The sequence below is a fragment of the Actinomadura sp. 6K520 genome (assembly GCF_004349245.1).
Lineage (GTDB): Bacteria > Actinomycetota > Actinomycetes > Streptosporangiales > Streptosporangiaceae > Spirillospora.
Window position 1 is genome coordinate 1 of record NZ_SMLC01000126.1, and the last position, 22,207, is coordinate 22,207.

A 22,207-nucleotide genomic window follows, 5' to 3' on the forward strand; every position below is an offset into this window, starting at 1 on the left:
TCCCCAGCTCCCTGGCCCAGCGCCCCACCCAACAGGCCCGCGCATAGGCGTACCGCACAGAAAACCCCGGATTCTCAAACGTCCGTGGCCACTCACTCCACCTACCTGGAGGCACGCTCACCACCCCAGGATCCCGGACCACGGCCGCTACAACACGGCCCACCGGAACCACAACGCGAACGAACCCGCTCCCGGTGACGACACCCCCGACCCGCCGCGCGATGACCCCCGGCTCAACCCCGAGCCTCAACGCCACAGGACTCTCATAAACCCCAGGCCCCCGACTGAAAACAGTCACACCCACCGGCACGGGTACATCGATCTCACCGTCCGCCACAGCGTCGCGCACAGCCCGCACGAGGGCACCGCCAACGTCGCCTGGAGTCACCCTGGTGAGACTATCCGACCACTATCTGGACACCGCCGCGAGTTTCCGCACCGTCTGGATCAGCTGATTGGGGTCGAACGGCTTGGTTACGTAGGCGTCCACCCCGATCTCGTTCCCCCGCCGCACATCATGCTCCTGCGCCCGAGCCGTGATCATCACGACCCGGATGTGCGCCGTCCCGGGATCCTCCCGCAGCCTGATGGCGGTGACCCACCCGTCCAGCCGCGGCATCATCACGTCCAGCGTGATCACGTCGGGCCGGACCTCCGCCACCTTCTCCAGGCAGTCCTGGCCGTCCACCGCGGTCGCCACCTCGAACCCCTCCAACTGCAGGTTCACGGCGATGAGCTGGCGGATCACCTCGTCGTCGTCAACGACCAGCACGCGTCCCAGTGGCTCGGTCACGGCCTCGAAGTTAGCCCACACGCACGGCGAACGCACGGCGAACGCCCGCGCGCGCGTCACCCCGCCAACCCTGGTAACCTTCTACCGCGCCGCCCAAGGGGCGCAGGGCCCCCTTAGCTCAGGGGATAGAGCAACGGCCTCCGGAGCCGTGTGCGCAGGTTCGAATCCTGCAGGGGGCACCCACCAGATCTGCGCACCCGTCGGCAGCGCCGATCGGCTGTAGTGATCTCGATACTCCTGTACAACGCGTTAGTTCTCATGAGTAGCCGTCGCAGGTTGGTCGCGGGCCGGGGGCGCGCACCAGAACTGCGACGCCACGACCAGCGGCTCCGCCCGGCCGACTGGTCGTAGTAGCCCCAGCTTTGACCATGAGTATCTGCCGTTGGGTGGGACACCCGCCTGCAGCGCGGGTCCTGCGCGCATTCAAGAGCGCCATACCGTGCCTAGTATCAGCAGCCGTTGGATCAGCACGTCCAGGCCGTTACTGGTGCCCGATGTCCAAGGTGAGCGTGGGTGTGATGTCCTGCACATCGGATGGCGGGCGCCGCGTCTCGAATATGTCTCCCGGGTGAACGGCGTGTCCGGTCAAGTGTGACCGCCGCCGGTCCAGCGGCCGGTGATGAGCCACAGTTCGTAGTGCATCAACCACTCGGCGGTCCAGGGCAGGATCGTGGTGGCCAACAGCATGTCGTGCCGCCACTCGCCGGGGTAGTACAGGCACAGCTGGTCGCCGGGGTAGACGTGGGGCAGGGTCTGCGCGTCGGGGTGGAGAGTCAACTCTGGGTCGCTCACGGTGACCTGGGGGTGGCGGCCATGCTGGTAGCGCAGGCGCACCATGTAGGTCTGGCTGGCCGGGGACGGCTGGATGGGCAGGATGCAGTCCAGCCGGCCTTTGCGGACCGTCCCCGTGGCGGCGGGCAGTACGGAGCGGATGGCGGTCAGCTGCCGGGCGGGGTTAATCGCGCGGGTCGGCGTGCGCGCCATAGAAGGTGTGACCGCGCACCGGCGTGGCGGCTGCGGTGGTGGTGAGCAGGCCAGTGCTGGTTATCCCGAGCGTGCCCGCTGCGGTGTGGGCCCGCAGCCGGTCGCCGTACTTTTGCGCGGACCGCTGCACCACGTCGTGACCGAAGCTCTCCGCTATCCGGGAGGCCACCACGTGCAGGCCCTTGCCCTGCAGGTGGATCAGGTCGTCGAGCACGCCAGTGATGTCACGGTGCCAGGCGAGGAACGCCTCACGCCGCTCGGGGTATTCGTTCCATTTGTCGGCGAAGTTCTCTTCCTCGTGCGCGGGGTTGGGGATCCACCAGGTGCCGTGGCGGTTCTCGATGTGGCCTTCCATCCCGGCCAGCACGCTGCGGGTCGCGGTGAACAGATCAAGTTCTCCGCGGTAGGACTGGGCGGCGAGCGTGGTGATCAGGATGGACGGCGGCCGGTTGTCCGGCTCGTGTGCGAAGCGGAGCATGCAATGCCACTTGAGGACCTGGACGACACGCTGCAGGGTGGTGCGGACCTCCCATTCGGGTACGTCCGCGACGTTGACATGCCGCTTCTGAGCCGCCTCGATCAGCCGGCGCTGCAACTCCTCCGAACGGGTGCGGAACCAACTGGCGTAGCCGATCGGGTTGCTGTGCTGCCACCGGTACAGCTGCTTGTCGGTGAGCAGGATTCCGGTGGGCGGGTGCTCGACGTCCGGGATGGCGGGCAGAACGTCGAGGTGGAAGCCCTGATCGGGGTAGGTCAGCGTCCAGCATCGGCGGCGCGGCTCACAGGTTTTCGGGCCGTCGGTGTGGCCGTGTTGCTGCTTCCATTGCATGTATTGGTGGAGCAGGTCGCCGACGTGCTGCTTCAGCTGGGCCTGGGTGGTGTTCTCCTTGGTGATCAGGAGCCGGCAGACCAGATCGATGTCGTACTCGCCGGTCCTGCCATGGGGGCGTACAACGGTTCCCAGCCGGAACGAGCCCTGCGGGTAGATACGGCACCGGTATCCGCCGTGCTCGGCGAGCCACGTGCCGACCTCTTCGTAGCGCTCGATGGCGACCTGCTGGAGGTCCGGCGAGATGTCGAGGGTCTCGACGGCGCCGTCGAGCAGCATCGACAGCATTTCTTCGAGGGTGTCCACAGTCAGTCCTTCCGGGCCGGATAGCAGGGCACATACGCCGGCGCGGTGTGGTCGGCGAAGCAGCGGGTGAAGGCGGGCGATGCCGTGCGGCTCTCGTGGCCGGCGCGGCCGATCAACTCGTCGGCGTCGACCTTGTCCAGGGCGAGCACGCCGGTCGGAACCGTTGGGTTGAGTCGCAGCACCCGGTCGTTGCTCAGGAAATGGCGGACCTGCTTGGTCGCGCTCTCGCTCTGGGCCCGCATCAACACCTCCACCGCGTCGCGGGCCCACGGCAGCAGGCCACCACGGTTGAGGCGGCGGCTGCGGTGGGGCAGGTCGGTCGTGGTGCCCACGCTGAACACCCGGACCGCGTCGAGCGGCATGCCGAGCGGACCGACGGCCTCGGTCAGCGCCACCATCGCCGGGTTGTTCGCCCAGACCCCGCCGTCGACCAGGCGAGCGCCGTCCAGCGACATCCCCGGCAGATACGTCGGGGCCGCGGACGTGGCCACCGCAACATCGACCGCGCGTTCGCGCCAATCTCGGGTCAATGTCGGCAGGTGCGGGGTGCGGAACAGGTACACGTCGTCGGTGCCGATGTTGTAGGAAGTGATCACCAGCCGCTTGGCCCTTTCCCCGAAGGTTCGCTCGCCGAGTACCTCGGTGAGCGCGGCGCGCAGCGGCGCGGCGGAGTACTTGGCCCACAGCAGGTGCCGTACGCCCCGCAACCGGCTGCGGTCCCGGAAAATCCGCGGCCCGTGGTCGGTGTAGAACTGCAGAATCTCCCTTGACGACATCCCCAGGCCGAGACCGAGCGCGATGATCCCGCCGGTCGAGGTACCCGCGATCAGGTCGAAGTGGTCAACGACCCGCACGTCGAGGTCTTCTTCCAGCCGCGCGAGCACCGCCGCGGAGAACATCCCGCGCAGCCCTCCGCCGTCCAACGACAGGATCTGGAATCGACCGCCGTTCACCCGACGCCACCCAACCGCTTTGATCCCCTCATGCTCCTCCACCCCACCAGCGCTCTCGAACCCGCTTAATATTGAAGCACATCATTCGGCATGCTGTTCCGCATCAATGGGTAGGTAGCCTACGGCCACACTGGTCCAGGCCGGGATCGGCCGTGATGCAGAGGCAAGATCGGATTAGGAGAGCGATGGACACGCCGACGTTCGAACGGGCCCGACTGCGCGTGGCCCGCGAACTCGTCGGGCTCAGCCAGAAACAGTTGGCCACTCGGGTCGGCCTCACACCAGCTGCGATCAGCCAGTTTGAGAGCGGGGCGGCCCGGCCCAGCCCCGAGACTGTCGCTGCCCTCAGCGCAGTGCTCACGGTACCGGCCGGGTTCTTCGCCCAGCCGGTCACCCAAACCCACGAGGGCTTTTTCCGGTCCCTCCGCCGCACCGCCGTCGCGGACCGACGGCGCGCCCGCGCCATCGCGCATGTCGCCCACGACCTCGCCCTGGCCGCCGCCGCAGCCGACCGATTCCCCGCCTATGACGTGCCGCGGATCCCCAGCAGCGGCCTGGAGGCGTCCCTTGACGAGATTGAGAACATCGCCGCGCACGTCCGCGCACGATGGGGCGTGCCACCCGGCCCGATCACCGACGTCGTCAAACTCCTAGAGGCGCATGGCGTGGTCGTGATACGACTCCCGCTGAACAGCACGGACGTGGACGCCTTCTCCCTGCCGTTCGCCGACCATCCCGTAGTCGTCCTCGGCAGCGACAAGAACGACCGCGCCCGATCAAGGTTCGACGGCACCCACGAACTCGCACACCTGGTCATGCACGGCGAGCAAATCTGGGGAATCAAAGAGGTCGAGTCCCAAGCACACCGGTTCGCGGCCGCATTCCTGCTGCCCGCCGATGAGATCCGCGACCAGTTGCCGACCACCGTTGATTGGCCCAGGTTGTTCGAATTGAAACGGTACTGGCAGGTCTCCCTGGCTGCCCTGCTCATGCGCGCCCGCACGCTGAACCGCATGAGCGAAAGCACCTACCTGACCGCCGTCAAGGCCGCCTCAGCCAGGGGCTGGCGACGCCTCGAGCCCGTACCGCTCGGCCCGCCCGAACACCCCAATAACCTGTTGAACTTCCTCGCCTCAACCGCAAGCCAGCCGGCTCGTGCGTACCTACCGACCAACATCGTCAACGACATCGCAGCCGCCACCGTCTCCGCCTGACACATATCCGCTGACGGTCCCTGTTGCTCCAGGCCGCGCTTGCGGCTCCGGTCCCTCTTGCCCGCATCCAGCCCCGTCGGATCCGCCGGTGCGCTGATCGAGGCCAGCACTGTCTGTCAGAAGGAACAACACCGTCGCGCAGCTGAAGGCATCCGACGGGTTCAGCAACGCGGTCGGACTGGCGGTCTTCAAGACGTTCCAGGAGTCGAAGGAGATTCAGTCTTACATGACAGATCCCGGGTTCGTCGAGCAAATCGCAGACATCGCAGCGGATGCCCTACACGCTGAGGTCCATGGGGAGTCCGACTCGCCGCCCGATGCAGGGCTCCGGAGTCATGAGTGAGCCTGAGCAGCTCAGCCTCGGCGCGGTCATCCGCGACGCTCGCAAGGAGCGCGGCTGGTCTCAGACGGCACTCGGCGAGAAGTCGGGCGTATCCCGTCCGACTATCGCCCGGGTCGAGTCGGACAGCGATGTCACGACAGCAACCCTCGCCAAGATCGCCGAGGCGCTCGGGCTCACGCTCGAGCTGAAGGGTCGTGGCTGACGGGCCCAATCCAACGGGCTGTCGGAGGTCCACCGTAGATTGGGCGAGACCTCGCCGCTGGTGGGTAGGAGCGCCTCTACACTGACGGCAGCGGTGCGGATCTGGCGCGACGGGAGGTTTGATCAGTGGCTAGAGCGCCCATCAATCCCGTTGCCCTCGAGTGGGCCCGCGAAGTCAGCCATGTCACCGTGGAGGAGCTCGCGACTGCGCTCAATGTTAAGCCCGGACGGGTCGCCGAGTTCGAAGGCGGCGACGCTCTGCCGACGTTCCGTCAGCTCACCCTCATGGCGGCCAAGCTCGACCGACCGCTGGGGTTCTTCTTCGCTCCGCCGCCGACCGTGCCCGACGTCCCCGAGACGGCCGACTTCCGGAGTCGCGGGCACGACGAGCTGCCTCCTGACCTGGCGAGGGAGATGCGGCGGGCCGAGCAGCACCGCGACGCGATGCTGGACCTCGCCGGGGCTCCTGCGCGCCGGCTCTCGAACGGCGCGATCACCTGGCAGACGGTGGCGACACGCGCCGCTGCGCTGCGAGAGTTTTTCGGGCTCACCGACGCGTTCGTCCCGCCCGAGTCCCAGAACAACCAGGTCTTCAACTTCTGGAGGGGGCTGCTGGAAGAGAACGGCGTGCTGGTCTTCCAGGCCACGAAGATCTCCCTGGACACCTTCCGCGGGCTGTCCGTCCATCACGATGACCTCCCACTGATCCTGGTCAACGGCGCGGACAGCCCAATGGGCCGGACGTTCACGCTGTTCCACGAGGTCGCTCACCTGATCAACCGGACGAGTGGTCTGTGCGCGCTCAGCGAGTCAGTTGACGACGAGGCGATCGCCAACAACTTCGCCGCGAACTTCCTCATGCCGGAGTCCGCCGTCCGGGCCCAGTTGAGCGGCCCGGCCGAGCCCGAGGCCGCGGGCGAGCAGCTTGCCAGCCACTTCAAGGTCAGCATGCTGGCCGCCGCGGTCCGGCTCCGCCGACTGGAAATCATCGACGACGACGACCTTGAGACTGTCCGATCCGCCAGCGACGAGAACTGGCAGCGGTTCCGCGAGGCGCAGAAGCAGAAGGAGGGCTTCGTGCCGCCGTGGAGGCTCCGGTACCGCGACCTCGGTCCCACGTACATCGGCGCTGTGGCGCGCGCCCTGGAGGACCGCCGCATCGACCTCGTGGACGCCACGTACCTGCTGAACGCCCGCCTCCCGATGGTCGAGCAGCTACTCGACGAGTACTATCGCACAGGCGGTGCCGAGTGACCTTCACCCTGGACACCAACATCCTCATCGGGTTGGTGCAGCGGTACCCGCGTGACATATTCCCCGCCATGTGGTCGAACATCGAGTCGTCCGTCCAGGCCGGCGACAGCTGCATCTGCGAGGCGATCCTGCGCGAGGTGCACCGGGGCGGGGACGAACTGCACAAGTGGGCGAAGGACCTCCCTGGGTTCGTGTGCCCGGCCACCGACGAGGAGCTCGCATCGGTCGCCGAAATCGCCCTCGCCCACCCGGGTTGGGTCCAGGGACAACTCAACGAGGCGGACCCGTTCGTGATCGCCCACGCCAAGGCGGAGAAGTCCACGATCGTGACGGAAGAGACCCGCAAGGGTCCGAACACGTTGGACAAGAACCAGAAGATCCCGAACGTCGCCGACGAGCACGGCATTGAGACGATGAAGTTCTTCGACTACGTGCGTGAACAGGGCTGGCGGTTCTGACCCGCACGGCAGCTCGACGTCGTCAAGCTCCTCCGCCGCGGATGACGAGGCCGTCGTTCACCACACGCGTGGAGGTTTCCGCCGCGTGCCCTCCAGTCGGACTATCGGACAAATCGCTGAGGTACGGCTTGCGCTCGCCCATACCGCCAGTCCAACTCACCAGGGCCCGGCTATCACCCTGTGTAACTCGTGGCCGTAGAGGTCCTTCGTGGCGTCGCCGTACTCCATCAGTACTCCCACCGCCGCCAGGCCCTGGATTGCGCAGGCAGGCGCCGTCGGTATGGATATCCACGGCCGTGGATCGGTCATGAATCAAGCCTTAAGGAACAGCGTGATGTCGAGTGGGTGGGGCACTAACCGGTAGAAGAAGGTTCCTTCATGATCGGAATGAATCCTCCCGGGCCATGCCTGGGCCTCGAATCGCTCCTGGAGGTCTCTCCCTCCCGACAGTAGGACCCGCGCGCCATCACCCGGGTCGACCACCACGAAGTACACGGTGCCACACTCGCATGCCGAGCAGAAGGCTACTTCCTGACCTTCTTCGTTTGCCCTTTCGTCGAGCACCGCAGGGTAGTGGATCACATGCCCGCGCCGGCACGCCCGGAGGGACAGCGGTTCAGTCATTCTCGAATCGTATGGCCAATGACAGCGCTCCACAGGGAGTGCGGCATAAGTGTTGAGAAGCCGAAGCTGAAATGGCAGGGGCGTGCTCGTCCGGCTAGCCAGAGCGGCCTGTGGACCGCATGACAGTCCCGGCTTTCAGCGTCAGCAATGCCTCGTATGCCAGTAGTCGATGATCCTCTCCTCTAGCAAGGCGGCGGAAGCGGGGATTGCGACCCAAGAGACGTGCCGCGAACCGCATGACCGCAGTGTGACCATAGCCCGTCACAGACGAGGCAGGGGCAGGCCTCCGTTTACCCTAGAGCCGCGGTCGACTCGGTAGTCTCCATGGCTGACGGCGCAAACCCTTGATCCTGTTCATCTTCGGCACTCGATCTGTTAGCTATTCAGGCGCTCTTGAAGTGCTCCTTGATCTCGGCGGCACAACGTTCGACGTTGCGGACGATCTCGCCGCCCCAGAAGGAGAGGACGGTCCAGCCTTCCTCTCGCATGGCGTTGCGTTTGGCCATGTCGGCTTCTTGGCGTTCTTGGGTGTGGTGGTGCTTCCAGCCGTCGCAGAAGACAGCAACCTTCTGTTCGGGCCAGGCGAAGTCCGCGACGGTGATCGGGTGTGGGGTCCCGTCGGTAGAGCCGCGGTCGCCCCACAAGTATTGGGCATGTCCTCGCGGGACTCCGAGGGTCATCAGGGCGATCGCCAGGCGCCTTTCGATGGCCGAGCGGGGCCGGCCGACGAAGACGTCGGAGTAGGTGGGGACACGACGTCCAGCCACGTCGGGCGCGTCGATGAACTGGCGGAGGAAGTCTGCTGCTACGTGTCGGTCTAGCAGGTCGCCTTCGAGTTGGTTGCTGTACGAGCGGAGGCAGGCGTAGCAGGACCGTTCACAGGAGCAGTTGTCGAGCACGGGGACGAGGACGGCCGCAACTTCACCGAAGCGTTCGGCGAGCTGCCGCAGGTAGCCGGCTCCGCCCGGGACCTGTTCGTACAGGACCGCGAGGCGCATGGAGGCGTCTTCGCTTTCGGGGTCTGGCCGAGGCCAATCGAATCCGGCGACCTCGTCTTCCCCGGCCTGCAGGACGACACGGCAGCCGAGGTCGAGAGCTGCGCGGGTGCTGGCGAGGAATTCCTCGAGGTGGTCGGGGCGGATGTCGAAGGTTTCCAGGTCAGGGAGGATTTGCAGGCAGTCGACGCGACGTTCGGTTTGCAGGACGCTGGGGTCGAGGCGTTGGTTGGTGCAGATCGCGTCGTGGAGTTTGGTCCGGTTCTTTTGGGCCTGGGTGGGCTTGGGGCCGGGAATGTCGTCGAACCAGAGACCGCAGCCGGTGCAGACGATGAAGCGTTCGCTGTCACGGTGGTCTTTGGCGATGCGTCCTCGGTTGAGGATGGTGAGGTCGGCGCCGCGCTCCCAGTGCAGGACGAGTCCGGGGCGTTCGAAGAGCCATGTCTCGGCGGTGTTGGGGGCGCCGAGGTGGTGGGTGACGTCGAAGGGGGTGCGGGCGCGGTGTTCTTCGTCGGCGGCGATGCGTTGGCGTCGGGTTGCGCGCATCGCGCGCATGGGGACGCTGAGCTGGGGGTTCAGCTCGTCGCTGTTGCAGGACATGCAGTGCGCGTCGGTGGGAGCGTTGACGGTGTCGCATCGTGTGCAGAGATTGATGTGGCTTAGGGCGCCGACACCATCGGAGTTGATCAGGTTGGCGCGGCGGAAGTCGACCTGGTCCACGAGCCATTTGGCGCCGCGGGCGTAGACCAATTGGCCGGGCGCGTAGTCCTTGAGAGCTTGCACTGAGTCTTGGGCAAGCTCGGTGGTTTCTCGTTCCAGGACCAGGGTGGTGGTGTCGGTGGGGAATGCGTAGGACGGGAGGAAGCCGACGTTGCCGAGGTAGGACAGGACGTAGGCACGGTTGCGGTCGGTGCGGCGCATGGCCTCCAGGCTGGCGCCGATGCTGGCCAGGGCGTGGGTGGCTTCCTTGTTACCGGGGCGGTTGGCGGCCTGGGTCCATTCCTCGATGAGGGTTTTTTGCCGGATCCGGTACTTCTCGACTGCCTTGTTGAGGTCGTCGATCCAGGAGTCGACTACGGAGCGGGCCCAGTCCTCGGTCAGCCATGGCAGGTCGTCGTCTGTGAGGCCGAGCCGGAAGGAGTTGTGGATACGCGCGGCGATGCGTGGGGCGTCTTCGGCGAGGGCGGCTTGGACGTCTTCGACGCCGTGGAGGTCACCGGCTTGGTCTTCGGTGACCAGGTCACGCATCCATACCGGTAGGTCTTGGCCGCATAGTTCCAGGGCCATGGCGCGCGCGTGGCGAGTGAGGACCCTTTTGTTGTCCAGGAGGAAGGCTGGTGGGCGGATGGCTCCGCGGATCATTTCCACGGGGCGGGCGTAGTAGTAGCTGTCGTGAGGCATGCCCCCGGCGAAGGTGACGACGAGAGCGACGCGTTCTTCCCGGCGTCCGGCGCGGCCGGCGCGCTGGGCGTAGTTGCTGGGCCGCGGCGGGACGTTGCGGAGAACAACGGCGAGGAGTTGGCCGAGGTCGACGCCCAGTTCCAGCGTCATGGTGCACACCAGCAGGTTCAACTCGCCGGTCTTGAAGCGTTCCTCGATCTGCTCGCGGGTCTCCAGCGGGATCTGACCGGAGTGCTCTTCGGCTTTGATTACGAGTGGAGCGTCGCTGGTGACAAGCTGCCGTTCGTGGTCGTCGGGATCGCCTTGCCAGGGTTCCAGGCGGCCCATGCAGTTGAAGGTGGAGCAGCGCCCTTTTGGTGACTGTTCGGGTTGTACGGTTCGGCAGGCGCGACAGCGGTGCAGCGTGGCGGCGGCTGGCCGGATTTCCATCTCTTGGGGGTCGACCTGCCGCAGCAGCACCCGGGAGCGTCCACTCCCCACCTGGGTGTCGCGGAGCAGACCATGTCGGGCGAGCAACTCGACCGCGCTGCGGGCGCCGCGTTCCACAGCGTCACTGTTGGTCACGAGCGGAAACGCGATCTTGACCAGCCGGGCGGCCGAGCCTTTGGCGCCCAAGCTCAGGGCGTTGGCTCCCGGTGCTTTGACCGTGGTGTCGCCGAAACCGGTCACCGTGTTGCCGCGGCGTAGGGTGGCTCCGGCCCCGGCCAGTTCGGCCTCCACCTTGGCGTCCAGCCGCGCGCTCAGCAACTCGTGGGCGACGCCACCGCGGGTACGGGCCAAGTCCAGGATTCGGGCCAGCAGCCAGCGAGCCGCGGCGTTGCCACCGCCCAAGTGAACGGTCAGCGGCTCGAGATCACCGCCGCTGAGAGCCTCCAAGGTGGGGTAGCCGACGGTGACGACACCGAGGCGTTCCAATGTGGGCGGACGCCGCTCATCACTGGCTATTTCACCGAGCACGTCCCACTCGCACACCCGCAGTGCCCGCTGACGAGCATCCGCACCGGCGGGATCGGAGTAGAGACCCGACCCCTGGCCACGGCGGAACACGTCTTCGACTAGGCCGTTGAAGCTGGCGTCCGGCCGACCGACTCGGACGCGAGCTGCAACGCTCTCGACGATCATGCGTCGTACCTGAACGGCGCGAGAGCGGTCACGTACATAGCCAGCTTGGAAGGCGGTGTCCTGTCGGGAGTCGGCGAACACCAACAGGCGCCGGAGCATCTCGTCGTCGCTCTGCTCGGCCAGCCCACTGTGCAGGCTGAACGCCGCTGCGGTGACCGCCGCGGCCGTGCGCGCGGTGAACTCCTGGACGGCTCCGCCGTTGGGACGCAGGTAGCCGCAGACCCGGCACCGCGTGAGCGGGCGGCCAGGTTCGGGGACTGCGACGAACACCGCGCGGGTGGGGGCAGCGCAACCTAGGCAGGTGTCGCCATGAGCGTCCTTGCCGCACACGGTGCAGCGCCGCGCCGGATACCACTCGTTACTTCGCGGCTTTGGCTCCTCCAGCGGTTCCTCGGTAATCAAACGGCGCGCCACGTAGCGCACTTGCGGACCACCCGGCTCGTCGCTTTCCAGGTCATAATCCTGGCCACAGCCCAGGCACACACCAACCGGGGTTGTGGAGCGGGCGTCGCAGCCCTCGACGGTGCAGGTCAGGGCGCCATCGAGCAGCAGATGCTCAGCCTCGGAAGCGCACCGTACCGGATTGGGGAGGCCGCGGAGGAACAGGTGGACCTTGGCCTCCAGTACCGGAGGGCCCTCGGAGGTGTGGGTGCCCGCGCCCAGCAGAAGCCAGCCAGCGACCTCATCATGGACGGCCTCCTGCTCCACACCCGATCGCTGGGGAGCCGCGGCAAGGGCCTCTACCAGCTCCTCGATTGTGGTCGGCGTGGCGAGCCGGGCACGGATCAGATCGAGGACTGGGCTTGCCTGCGGGTCACCAAGAATCGTCCGGAGTTGGGCGATACTTCCACCGTCGGCCAAGGCCTGCCGTAGTGCCTGCCGGTCAGGGGTAGCACCGATTGCCTCAGGAGAAGGAGCAGGTTGCACAACCGCCGTCTCCTCCACGATCGCGTCGATATCGAAGGCGGAGGCGAACAGGCGGCTGGCGAAGTCGGCGGTCCGCCGCAAATCCGCCGCGTGATCTCCCCCGGCACTGACCGTTGCCGACAGCCCGATACACACCAGGCCAGCCGCGTCGACATGGCCGCGAAGCCGGCGGATCAGGCCGGCGATCTCGGTGCCGAGGGCGCCCTGGTAGGTGTGCACTTCATCCAGGACCAGGTGCCGCAGCACGCCTGAGCCAAACAGTTGACGGTCATCGCGCCGGGTCAGGACGTATTCCAGCATGGAGTAGTTCGTCAGCAGGATGTCGGGCGGGTTCTCCTGCATCCGGGCGCGCTCATGCTGCGGAGTCGCGCCGGTGTAGACCCCGTAGGTCAATCCCAGGGCCTCGCACGCAGCTCGCACCCGATCCTGTTGGTCGTTGACCAGAGCATTCATCGGATACAACGCGATGGCCTTGACCCCAGGGCGATGCCGATTGAGATAGGCATGCGCAACCACAGGGATGAGGAACGCCTCAGTCTTACCCGACCCGGTACCGGTCGCCACCAGGGTGTTCTGGCCGCTATGAATCCTGGTGACCGCCGTAACCTGGTGGGTGAACAGACGCTCCACCCGGGGAAAAGCCTTGGCGATCTCTGTCGGCAACCCGATCCGGTCAGCGAGCTCGGCCATGGAGGCATCAAGCTGGAACCTGGGTTGCACCGACAGGTAAGGCCCGCGCCACAGCAGCGCGTCCTCCTCGACCATGCGTTCCAACTGGGCATGAAGTCCAGGGTCGGCGACCGGGTACGTGGTCCAAGTGAACCGTCGATAGTCATCACGCAACCGTTCGGCCAGCTCAAGGGGGTTCATCCCGTCGCCTCCCACTCACCGTATCCATCCTGTATACGGCTTTCCTCTCAAACCGGAGGATGCCCAGACGAGCAATGTAGCGGTCAACACCGACAATCGGGCCCTACAACGTGACCGAGTTCAACCAGTCAAGCGAGCGAAATGCATGCGAACGAGTTGCTTGTATGCCTCGTCCGGACGTACCGGGCTACCTTCCCGATCAGCACTCTGCCTGAAGTCAGCCAGGACCAGCCCCAGATGCTGCTCCGACAACCCATACAGATGAGCCACACGGGCATCGAGCTGAGCACGAAGATCGCGTTCCAACTCCCTGGTCAGTGGACCACACTCGACGTCGAGCACCTCAGCAAGATCGTCGAACTCTGTCCCTCGACAGGTCAGCCGGCCCGAGAGCCGTACGATCTCCGCACCCGCGCCACGGTCAAGCGGAACATCTGGAACGGGCAAAGTAGCCATGATCGATTTGGTTACATGCGCACTTGCCTTACGTCGCACGATAAAATCCCATACGAGACTATTCATAAGCGCCACAACGTAAACCATTGCACCAGCATTCAGAACGGTGCGATAACCATGACTAACCGAATCCCAACTTGAGCGATAAAAGTAATGCAGAGCATGCGTGACTGCATTGCCTGGCGGCATGACCGCCGCAATGAGTGTTCGTTCGTCGCCCGGCCTGGCCACTTCCCTAAAACAGGGACGATATTGATCGGCCGGAAGTTCCAGAGTGCCGGTTCGCGGCTCCAGGGCAAGGAGCCCTCTCTCTCCCACATGTCTGGCGAGCTTGTTCACGTTTTTCTTTTTGGCTCGCTTCCTGGCGCGATTGACAAGTGCTTGCTCGCCGACTTCTCCTTTCAGAAAATAGGTGGGAGCGGAGAAGTCGTGAACATACTGATGGATATGCTTGCCTTCCCGCAGAGGCATTCCAGTACCGTCAGCTGCTAGAATTTTTCTATCGTCATGAAGATCAAGCTCCCGCCCCCAATCTATCTGCCAGCCCCCTTTCTCCATCTTGTCCAGGAAGTACGGCCGACCAGCATAGATCGTGGTAAGCAGGTCGAGCAGAGCTGGATCCCGGGTATCGGGGATAGCGAGTGTCTCCGGCGCCAGCGCTTCGATGGTCGCGCGCGGGATGGGCAACGTGCGTCGCTCTAGATCGAGCAGGTGCTCCAGCTTGGAGACATCGCTTGTGTATGGCAGCGGATCGGTCGCACCACCAGTCTTCGCCACTAGCAGCAGGAACTGTTCGCTCCGGTGGATAGGAAAGATGCCATTGACGTTGTCGCAAAGCACGAACTGCTCAACGGTGCAGCGTTCGAGTAGCTCGCGACGATGCTCCGCGGTCGCGGCATCCGACACCACACCGGAGTCGATCACTAGTCCGACCCTGCCACCAGGGGCCAGCAGCGTTAGCTCCCGTTCCAGGAAGGTCCGATAGTAGTTGAATGTGGTCCCGTGGGAGTACAGCATCCGATATGCGCCTGAGTTTCCAATGAACCTCTTGGCGCCCGCCAGGTGCGCATCCACCTGAGCTCTGGCTGCACGGACTTCAGGAAGCTCTTCAAGCTCAGCCTGTCGTTCCAGCTTCTCGTTCTTCTTTTTCAACAGCGAGTAGGAGGAGTCGAATCTCCCATAGAATTCAGCTGCCTTGAAGGTGATGCCCTCCCATGGCGGGTTACCGATCACCGCGTCGAAGCCCGCGTCGGGACGACGCTCCCCCTTGGTGTCGTAGAAGACCTCGGGGAACTCCACTTCCCAATGCAGTGGCCGGATCATGTCCCGAATCCGGTCGGGGGTACTGGAGAGGTGTGGAGCGAGCTCGTTACCGTGCTCGATGTCGAGGCGTCCAGATATCCATTGGGCACTATTGCGTTTCAGTTGTTCGTTTTCGAAGAACGGGGCGACCCACCAGTCTCCGAGCGCCTGCAGGCGTTTGTAATCGTCGCCCCGGATGAGGCGCGCGAAGGCCTGCTCCTTCTCGCGTATGTCGAGCCGATCGTCGGATGGGGCAGTGGCCAGCCTGCGTCGTACTTTGATCACCCCGGCAAGGTCGGGGGCCGGGAGGTCGAAGAGGCTGGGTTGTAGGTCGTTGTCGGTCGATGCGGCTACCTCACCGTTGCGGCCGCCCTGGGCGGGTGTTGGCACACCTTCCCAGGTGCCCAGGCTGGCGCCGATCACGGCGTCTCCGCAGCGCAAGTGGGCGTCGAGGAAGGACAGGGGTTTACCTGCTGCCATTGTCGCCAGCCAGAGCGAAACCTTGGCCAGCTCCACGGCCATCGGGTTCAGGTCTACGCCGTAGATGCAGCGTTCGACGATCAGACGGCGGTAGGCGGCGCGCTCGGTGTCGTCCAGCTTGTGGTCGAGAGCTTCGCCGGCGCGTGCCAGCGCCTCGCCATAGGCTTCGGTGAGCTGGTGTACCGCCGGGACCAGGAAGGCCCCGGACCCCATGGCTGGGTCGCAGACACGCAGGTTCAAGATCTGCTCGGGTGTGGCGTTTTCGACCAGGGGGCGCAGTGTTTCGCCCACGACGAAGTGGGCTAGGGGCCGGGCGGTGTAGTAGGAGCCGGATCCCTTGCGTTGCCCGGTGGCTTCGAAGAGGTAGAAGGAGCCGGCCTCGTACTGCTCCAGTGCCTCTGCCTTCTCTGGCAGGCGGTCGGCGCTGAGAACCTGGACGATGGCGGACTGGCCCCGGCCGACACGGGCGAGGACCTTTCCGGCGTCGGCGATCTGAGGTTCGAAGGACAGGAGGCCTTCGTAGATGCTGCCGAGTTGTTCGACGCCGAGTTCACGGTAGTTGACTGGGCGCCGTCCCACGGTGTCTCGCCGGTTGATGCTGGTCATTGGCTCGGTGTAGGACAGGGCGTCGATGACGTCCCGCACGAAGGTGTCGCCGATGGTCAGCTCGGGGTCATCGAGCAGTGGGCACTTGTCGGGGTCGAAGAGTCCGCCGTTGAAGCCGGTGATTTGAAGTTCGCCCGCGTCGGTGCCGTCCCGTAGCAGGCCCCATTGGGCGCGCAGCGTGTTCCACAGGTATCCGCTGTCGGGTTCCCATGGGGCGCCGGGGTCGAGGATCTGGCGCCGCAGGGTGCGCAGGGCATAGCCGTGGTCGTAGGCCGGTGTTCCGACGGGGAGTAGACCGCGGTCTTCGGCGTAGGCGACGAACAACAGTCGGTAGGCGATCTTGAGGCCGTCGGCGAACAGGTCGCGCGGGGCAGGAGTCGGCTGGTCGCGGCGGCGCCAGTCGGTGAGTGCTCCGTTGGCGATGGCGGTGATGGCGGTGCGGACCCCGCCGGACAGGTTTTCGCTGACCGAGGTCGCCGCATCGACGCTGGCTGCCTCGACCCGGTCCCATAGAGATTCATCGGAGTCTTTCCGGGGGAATGCTTCGGGACGAAGCAGGGCCCAGAGCACACGCCATTCATGGTCGTCTCCCAGGTCGGCGAGGCCTGCAAGGTCGACGGTGAGGTAGCTGGCCTCGCCGCCGAGGCCGGGGTCGCGGCGGATCACACGGAGTTCGGAGCCGTTGCTGAGCAGCACGGCGGGCAGGGCGCCTTCGCGGGCGCACACCTCCGCTTGTCGCTGGGGGCGTAGCTTGCCTGTGCGTCGGCCGCTGCGTGCGGCATCGAGGTGCTGTCCGGCCGGGGCGATCAGGATCCAGACCCGGTCCTCGTCCGGCTGGTCGTGCGAGTGGGCGGCCACCGGTTCTTCCACCGCAGGCAGAGTGGTCGGGTATCGCCAGCCGAAGCATGCGAGCCAGGTGAGCATGCGTTGGCGGGTTTGCCCGACCGTGCTGGTTTCGTCGATGTCGGCGATCAGTCGTCGCAGTTCCCGGCGCGCGGTACGGATCCCCTCGTCGGCATCCTCAGCTCCGATCCAGCCGTGCTGATCACGCAGGAACAGACCAGGGTCGGAGAGGTAGTAAGTGGACAGAAAGGTTCCGGCTACGGTGATGTTCAGCATGCTCAGGCCTCCACGCAGACGATGCAGCCCACCGGCTCAGCCGGCTGCACCTCGGCGACCTGGAAGCCTCGCGATAGCGTCTGCCGTCGCCGGTCAAACTCCTCGTCGACTCCGGCTTTTGCCTCCTCGAGGCTGTGGAAGCCGTTGTGGCCAAGGTCGGCGAACAGCCCCAGCTGCACTACGTCACCAACGCTGGTGCTGAATCGCCGCTCGGCTTCGGCCAGTTCGGCCGTGTGCCAGCGATCCAGGTCCCGGTTCAGGCGTTCAGCTTCCGTTGCCAGCTGGGCGCGCAGGTCTTCGGCGTGCTGGGCGAGCCTGCGGGATGCTTCGGCCCGGGCGAGTTCGGCGGCGTCCTCGAATCCGCCGGAAAGCTTGTGCCATGCCTGATCGACTGCGCCGTTTCCGTCGGCGACGCCGCGCTGACGCAGCCGTTTAAGGTCGAGGTTCTCGTCCTGACTCGCTGTTCCTGGACGGCCGGCCGCCAGCGGGATGAACACGGGGATCAGGGGTTCCTCCAAGATCCTGCGGTCGTCGGAGACGATGCGCCCGACAAACGTGAACAGCCATCCTTCGTCCTCACCGGCGACCGGTCGTACCGCGACGCGGTCGGCGGCGTGTTCCTCGTACAGGCGGGTGCGGACACGCTGAAGTACGGCTCGAACCAGAGGGTGGACCGGTGTCAGGAAGGCGAGCCCGCGGTTGGCCGGGTCCAGCGCGACGGCGCGGCTGAATGTGGCCTTGAACGGCTCGGTGGGGACCTGCGGGTACTGGGTGAGCAGCGGCCCCGGGCTGATTTCGATGACCTCGCCGCTGCCGGTCACCCGGCCGCCGCTTTGCTGGACGACCGAGGTCACCAGTCGGCGGAATTCATCAAAGTCCGGTAGCAGCCAGCGGGCGAGCTCGCGAGCGGTACTGGTTTCGGCTTCGGCTTGTGGTTCGTTGCGCATGCCCTGCATGAGAACCAGGGCGCCAGAGCGCTCCAGGTACTCGCGGACTTGATGGACCGCCCGCTCCAGGCGTTCCTCCAGCTCGTGTTCGGGCAGGTCCTCCAGAAGGCCATCGATGACATCGCTGCGGCCGGCTACGCCCAGTACATCGCTGCTGGAGCCGAGCTGGCGGGTGATCACGGCGAGCTTCTGCCGAAGCCGTTGCAGGATCTCCTCATCACGTGTGTTGGCCAGGTAGAGGTAGCTGATCTCTACGACGTTCTGCTGGCCGTAGCGATCCACGCGGCCGTTCCGCTGCTCCAATCGGTTGGGGTTCCAGGGCAGTTCATAGTGCACTACAACGTGGCAGGACTCCTGAAGGTTAAGCCCCTCCCCAGCAGCATCGGTCGCGAGCAAGATAGCTCCGGGGGTGCTGGCGAACCGCTCGAGGACGCCTCGCCGCCTGGCAAGCGGCACCGTACCGTCGATGCGCAACACCGGGCCAAGCCCCAGGTTCTGCTCCAGGTAGTCCAACGTGTCGCGATACTCGGTGAAGATGATCACGCGCTCACCACGGCGGCCGGATCGAAAGCCCTCAAGCCAGCCGCGCAGCCGGGTCAGTTTGCTGTCGTCGCCAGCCGTCAGGGACTCGACCTGCTGCAAGAGTGTGCCGATAAGGCGCTGTTCCTCCCACAGGTCCTCCTCTGGCAGATGAGCGGCCACGCCCTGCAGGGCCAGATCTTCCACCGTCAGCAGCTCGGCCTCCGGCAGTGCGGTGTCGCCCCGGTACTGCTGCAGCGCGTCCAACCGCCTGCGTCCGGTGTGGCCTACGGCGGGCACACCGAGATTCTCCGCGCGCCGACGCAAGCTCTGTAGCAGCGCGTACGGGCTGGACAGCGCACGCTTCCGCAGGACCTCCAGCGCGAACGCCTGGACGTGATAGGAGTCGGTGTCACGCAACGCACGCAGCACACGCTTGCTGTGGCCGCGCAGCCGCTGATGGATCTCTTTCTCCCGTGCGGTGGGGTTCACCTCGATCGGCTGCGGAGGGTGCCGCCGACTGATCGGCTGAGGCGGGTCACCACGTGCCACATCGTCCTTGAGTCGACGCACGATGTACGGGCGGACCAACTCCGGGTCCAGCCGGCCATCATCCGCCGCCAGGTGAGGCGACAGCAGCTGGAGCAAGCTCGCAAACGACTCCTGATAGCCGTTGTGGGGCGTAGCGGACAACAGCAGCAGCTCCCGGCCGTGATCGGCCAGCACCCGCGCCAGGCGGCTCCGGTCCGTGGCCGACGAACGCCCCTCACCGGCGTAAGCGCGCGCCACGTGATGCGCCTCATCGATGATCACTACATCGAATGGTGGCGCAGCCTGGATGGCACCCAGGTTGTTCTTGAGATAGTCAATCGAGGAGACCGCGTAGGGCACCGCCGTCCACGGGCTCACCGTGGTCGGGTTGTCACGGCGCAGCGCCAGCCACTTCTTGCTGTCGACCTTCGCGAAGTCCAGGTTGAACCGAAACCGCATCTCGTCAACCCACTGATCCTGCAGACCGGCCGGACACGCGATCAACACTCGGTCCGCACGCCCCCGCCGCGCCAGCTCCAGCAGCACCAACCCGGCCTCGATGGTCTTACCGAGACCGACATCATCAGCGATCAGAACACGCACCCGCGGTTGGCGTATCCCGGTGAGTACCGGCACGAGTTGGTAAGGCTCGACGTCAATGCGGCCGTGCTCGACGGCGAGCAAATCTCCGCGGCCGTGAGCCATCGTGAGCGCGAGGGCGTCGTGCAGCTCGGCCAGCCGCACTGGGTTCCCCGGCTCGAACCGTAGCCCCGAGGACACCTCCAGGCGCAGGGTCGGCTCGAGTGCGGCCAGCACCGTAACTCGTCGAGGCCCCGGGCGATCATCCGATCGACGCAACTCGAGGAAGGTCTCTGCGCCCCCTCCTCGGACCGCCTCGATCTCCCACAGCCGGTCCCGAAGTCGCACCCGCATGCCCCGTTCGAACATCCCCTTGCGCTCCTCTAGCCCGATGCGACCGGCAAGCCTGAAGGCTATCGCCAACGACTTCGTCACCTCGACAACATTGGGCCAGCGGGGGCGCAGTTCTCAGCTCGGTCCAGGGGGCTGCCGACGCCGGGTCGTGGAGTTAGGCCGGCCGAATGCCCGACGGCTTTCTGCCGCCGCGCAACAGGTCGGCGAGGAGTCGGTCGGTTTCCGGGGCGGGGTCGATGTCGAGGTCGTTGAGGCGGTAGGCCAGGAGTCGGTGGGTTCGGCGGACGGCGTCGAGGTTTCCGAGGTCGGCTTGCAGGCGCATGAGGTCGCAGGCGAGGGGTTCGGAGATGGGGTCGTGGTCGAAGGCCTGCTCGAGCACGGTCAGGGCGTCGTCGGGGTGGTCGGTCTTGAGGATGTTCGCCAGACGGACGAGGGCGTCGAGGGCGGTGCGGCGGATGCGTTCACGTTCGCGTTCGGCCCATTCGTAGGTGAGGTCGTCGGCCAGTTCACCGGTGTAGAGGCCGGCGAGGTGCCGCAGGGCGGGGACGCGGTCGGGGTCGTTTGCGGCGTTGGCGGCGGTATCCAGGGCGCGCAGGAAGTGCCAGAGGTCGACGTCGATGAGGTTGTGGTCCAGTTGGTAGCGGCCGGCGGCGTAGGTGATGAACATCGGCTCGCGCAGGCCGGTGGCCTTGCGCAGGGTCTGCCGGGTGTTGTTGACCGCGGTGTGGAACATGGTGCTTCCGCCGCGAAGGTCGCGGTCTTGCCAGATCGCGTCGATGGCTTCCTCGCGGGTGGCGCCCTCGGGGTGGAGGGCGAGGAAGGCCAGGAGGTCGCGGGAGATGCGGCGCAGGCCTGTGGTGATCTTGGCGTCGGCGGTTTCGACGCTGACCGGCCCGAAGAGGCGCAGGCGTACGGGGCACGCCGTCTGCTCGTCCTTGAGATCCGGTGGCTGGAGGGTGGGCGGCGTGTTGGCCGGGTGTTCGTCGGAAGCTTGGGCCGGTACGGCGTCCTCGGCTGGCGGCGCGGGCGCGGCATCGTCGACGTCGCGGGCGGCACGGATGGTCTGGAGTAGTTCAGCGGTGTCGGCCGGGGTCAGGTGGAAGAGCCGCGCGTTGGCCCAGGTGTCGGCGTGTGGCCCTTCGGTGTCCAGGACTTGACCGTCGGTGTCGATGCGGCAGGTGGTGCCTGCCGGCCAGGGGCCGAGCAGGACGCCGCCGATGCCGTAGCGTCCGGCGAGTTGCAGGGTGGCGTTCAGGGTCGGCGTGGAGCGTTCGGCATCGTGGGCTGTGGCGATGAGCATGACGGTCGGCAGATGTTCGGCGGGGTCGGCGGCGCGCAACGCAATCACGTGGGGTGCGTCGTGGTCGTTCATCATGCGGGCGCGGTGCACGACCTCGGTTTCCAAGTGGCGTAGTGCCGTCCCCAGGTCGGGGGTGACGACCAGGCCGGGAACGGTGTCGGCGAGTTGGTCTGGGTGGTCGTTGGCGAGGGCGAACAGCGCCATGGCGGCGCGGCGCGTGGTCACCAGTTCGACCCGGGAGCGGTGGGCGCCGGCGAGTAGCTCGGTGGCCATTGCGCGGGCGACGTCGGTGGCACCGGGGCCGTCCAGTCCCACGCTCAGACCGGACAGGGCCACGGTGAGCCGTTCATCGTCGCGGATGCCGACCGTGAGGTGGGTCGGTGCCTCGGTGGTGAAGGCGGCGTCGACCAGTTGAACGTCCGAGGGTGAAGACTGACCGGTGGCGGCGTAGGTGTCCAGGTGGGCTTTGCGCAAGATGCGGATCGCTGGGGGCCAGGCAGGCTCGGGCTCGCCGGCTGCGAGGTGATCGGGGGCAGGGACTCGGCGACGGCGTCGATGCAGCCGGGAGGCGGCGACGGCGATGCTGATGGCGGCGGCCAGGCTCAGCCCGACGAGCGCGCCCGTGGGTAGCCGCACGCTGATGGGCGTGTTCGGCTGCTTTTCGGGTGATGACGGCGCCGTTGCCGCTGGCGGGGGTGTCGGTGTGGGGGGAGCGTGGACGCCGCCGTGGGGTGAGGTGC

13 protein-coding genes and 1 tRNA gene are annotated in these 22,207 nt (G+C 66.1%); 5 read left to right on the forward strand and 9 right to left on the reverse strand.

Features of this window, described 5'->3' with window-relative positions; all coding sequences use genetic code 11:
- Positions 1 to 409 precede the first annotated feature (409 nt).
- Positions 410 to 772, reverse strand: coding sequence for a response regulator (locus E1289_RS26785; protein WP_131984941.1), 363 nt, complete (start codon positions 770 to 772; stop codon positions 410 to 412).
- A 128-nt stretch (positions 773 to 900) separates the two neighbouring features.
- Between E1289_RS26785 and E1289_RS26790 the strand changes: the two genes are divergently transcribed.
- A tRNA-Arg gene (locus E1289_RS26790) sits at positions 901 to 972 on the forward strand.
- A gap of 406 nt (positions 973 to 1,378) precedes the next feature.
- Here E1289_RS26790 and E1289_RS26795 read toward each other — a convergent pair.
- Genes E1289_RS26795 through E1289_RS26805 form a run of 3 tightly spaced genes read right to left on the reverse strand, consistent with a single transcriptional unit; the run spans position 1,379 to position 3,907 of the window.
- Complete coding sequence (locus E1289_RS26795) at positions 1,379 to 1,777, reverse strand: hypothetical protein (RefSeq protein WP_131984921.1); 399 nt, start codon at positions 1,775 to 1,777, stop codon at positions 1,379 to 1,381.
- Entirely contained in the window at positions 1,749 to 2,894 is a 1,146-nt protein-coding gene (locus E1289_RS26800; RefSeq protein ID WP_131984923.1) for a nucleotidyltransferase, read from the reverse strand. The genes E1289_RS26795 and E1289_RS26800 overlap by 29 nt, the downstream gene beginning before the upstream one ends.
- A gap of 20 nt (positions 2,895 to 2,914) precedes the next feature.
- A complete protein-coding gene (locus tag E1289_RS26805) occupies positions 2,915 to 3,907 on the reverse strand; it encodes a CBASS cGAMP-activated phospholipase (RefSeq protein ID WP_207929165.1) in 993 nt (330 codons plus the stop codon).
- Positions 3,908 to 4,050: 143 nt separating this feature from the next.
- Between E1289_RS26805 and E1289_RS26810 the strand changes: the two genes are divergently transcribed.
- The 4 genes from E1289_RS26810 (at position 4,051) to E1289_RS26830 (ending at position 7,335) form a co-directional block, all read left to right on the forward strand.
- Positions 4,051 to 5,079 (forward strand): XRE family transcriptional regulator, encoded by a 1,029-nt coding sequence (locus E1289_RS26810; RefSeq protein ID WP_131984925.1) that lies wholly within the window; start codon positions 4,051 to 4,053, stop codon positions 5,077 to 5,079.
- Between the two features lie 335 nt (positions 5,080 to 5,414).
- Positions 5,415 to 5,624, forward strand: a complete 210-nt coding sequence (locus tag E1289_RS26820; protein WP_131984927.1) for a helix-turn-helix transcriptional regulator — start codon at positions 5,415 to 5,417, stop codon at positions 5,622 to 5,624.
- A gap of 188 nt (positions 5,625 to 5,812) precedes the next feature.
- Positions 5,813 to 6,877 carry an ImmA/IrrE family metallo-endopeptidase gene (locus E1289_RS26825; RefSeq protein WP_207929166.1) on the forward strand — a complete coding sequence of 355 codons (1,065 nt, stop codon included), beginning with the start codon at positions 5,813 to 5,815 and terminating at the stop codon, positions 6,875 to 6,877.
- Positions 6,874 to 7,335, forward strand: a complete 462-nt coding sequence (locus E1289_RS26830; protein WP_131984931.1) for a DUF4411 family protein — start codon at positions 6,874 to 6,876, stop codon at positions 7,333 to 7,335. Before E1289_RS26825 ends, E1289_RS26830 begins: the two co-directional genes overlap by 4 nt.
- Positions 7,336 to 7,647: 312 nt before the next feature.
- Here E1289_RS26830 and E1289_RS26835 read toward each other — a convergent pair whose 3' ends face one another.
- From E1289_RS26835 to E1289_RS26855, 5 genes are all read right to left on the reverse strand, one after another.
- Entirely contained in the window at positions 7,648 to 7,959 is a 312-nt protein-coding gene (locus tag E1289_RS26835; protein WP_131984933.1) for a hypothetical protein, read from the reverse strand.
- 383 nt (positions 7,960 to 8,342) lie between these two features.
- Positions 8,343 to 13,274: a DEAD/DEAH box helicase gene (locus tag E1289_RS26840; RefSeq protein ID WP_131984935.1), complete on the reverse strand. Its 4,932-nt coding sequence runs from the start codon at positions 13,272 to 13,274 to the stop codon at positions 8,343 to 8,345.
- Between the two features lie 120 nt (positions 13,275 to 13,394).
- Positions 13,395 to 17,237 carry an N-6 DNA methylase gene (locus tag E1289_RS26845; RefSeq protein WP_131984937.1) on the reverse strand — a complete coding sequence of 1,281 codons (3,843 nt, stop codon included), beginning with the start codon at positions 17,235 to 17,237 and terminating at the stop codon, positions 13,395 to 13,397.
- 2 nt (positions 17,238 to 17,239) lie between these two features.
- Positions 17,240 to 20,248 carry a helicase-related protein gene (locus E1289_RS26850; protein WP_207929167.1) on the reverse strand — a complete coding sequence of 1,003 codons (3,009 nt, stop codon included), beginning with the start codon at positions 20,246 to 20,248 and terminating at the stop codon, positions 17,240 to 17,242.
- Between the two features lie 73 nt (positions 20,249 to 20,321).
- A complete protein-coding gene (locus tag E1289_RS26855) occupies positions 20,322 to 22,103 on the reverse strand; it encodes a BTAD domain-containing putative transcriptional regulator (protein ID WP_131984939.1) in 1,782 nt (593 codons plus the stop codon).
- Positions 22,104 to 22,207: the final 104 nt, after the last annotated feature.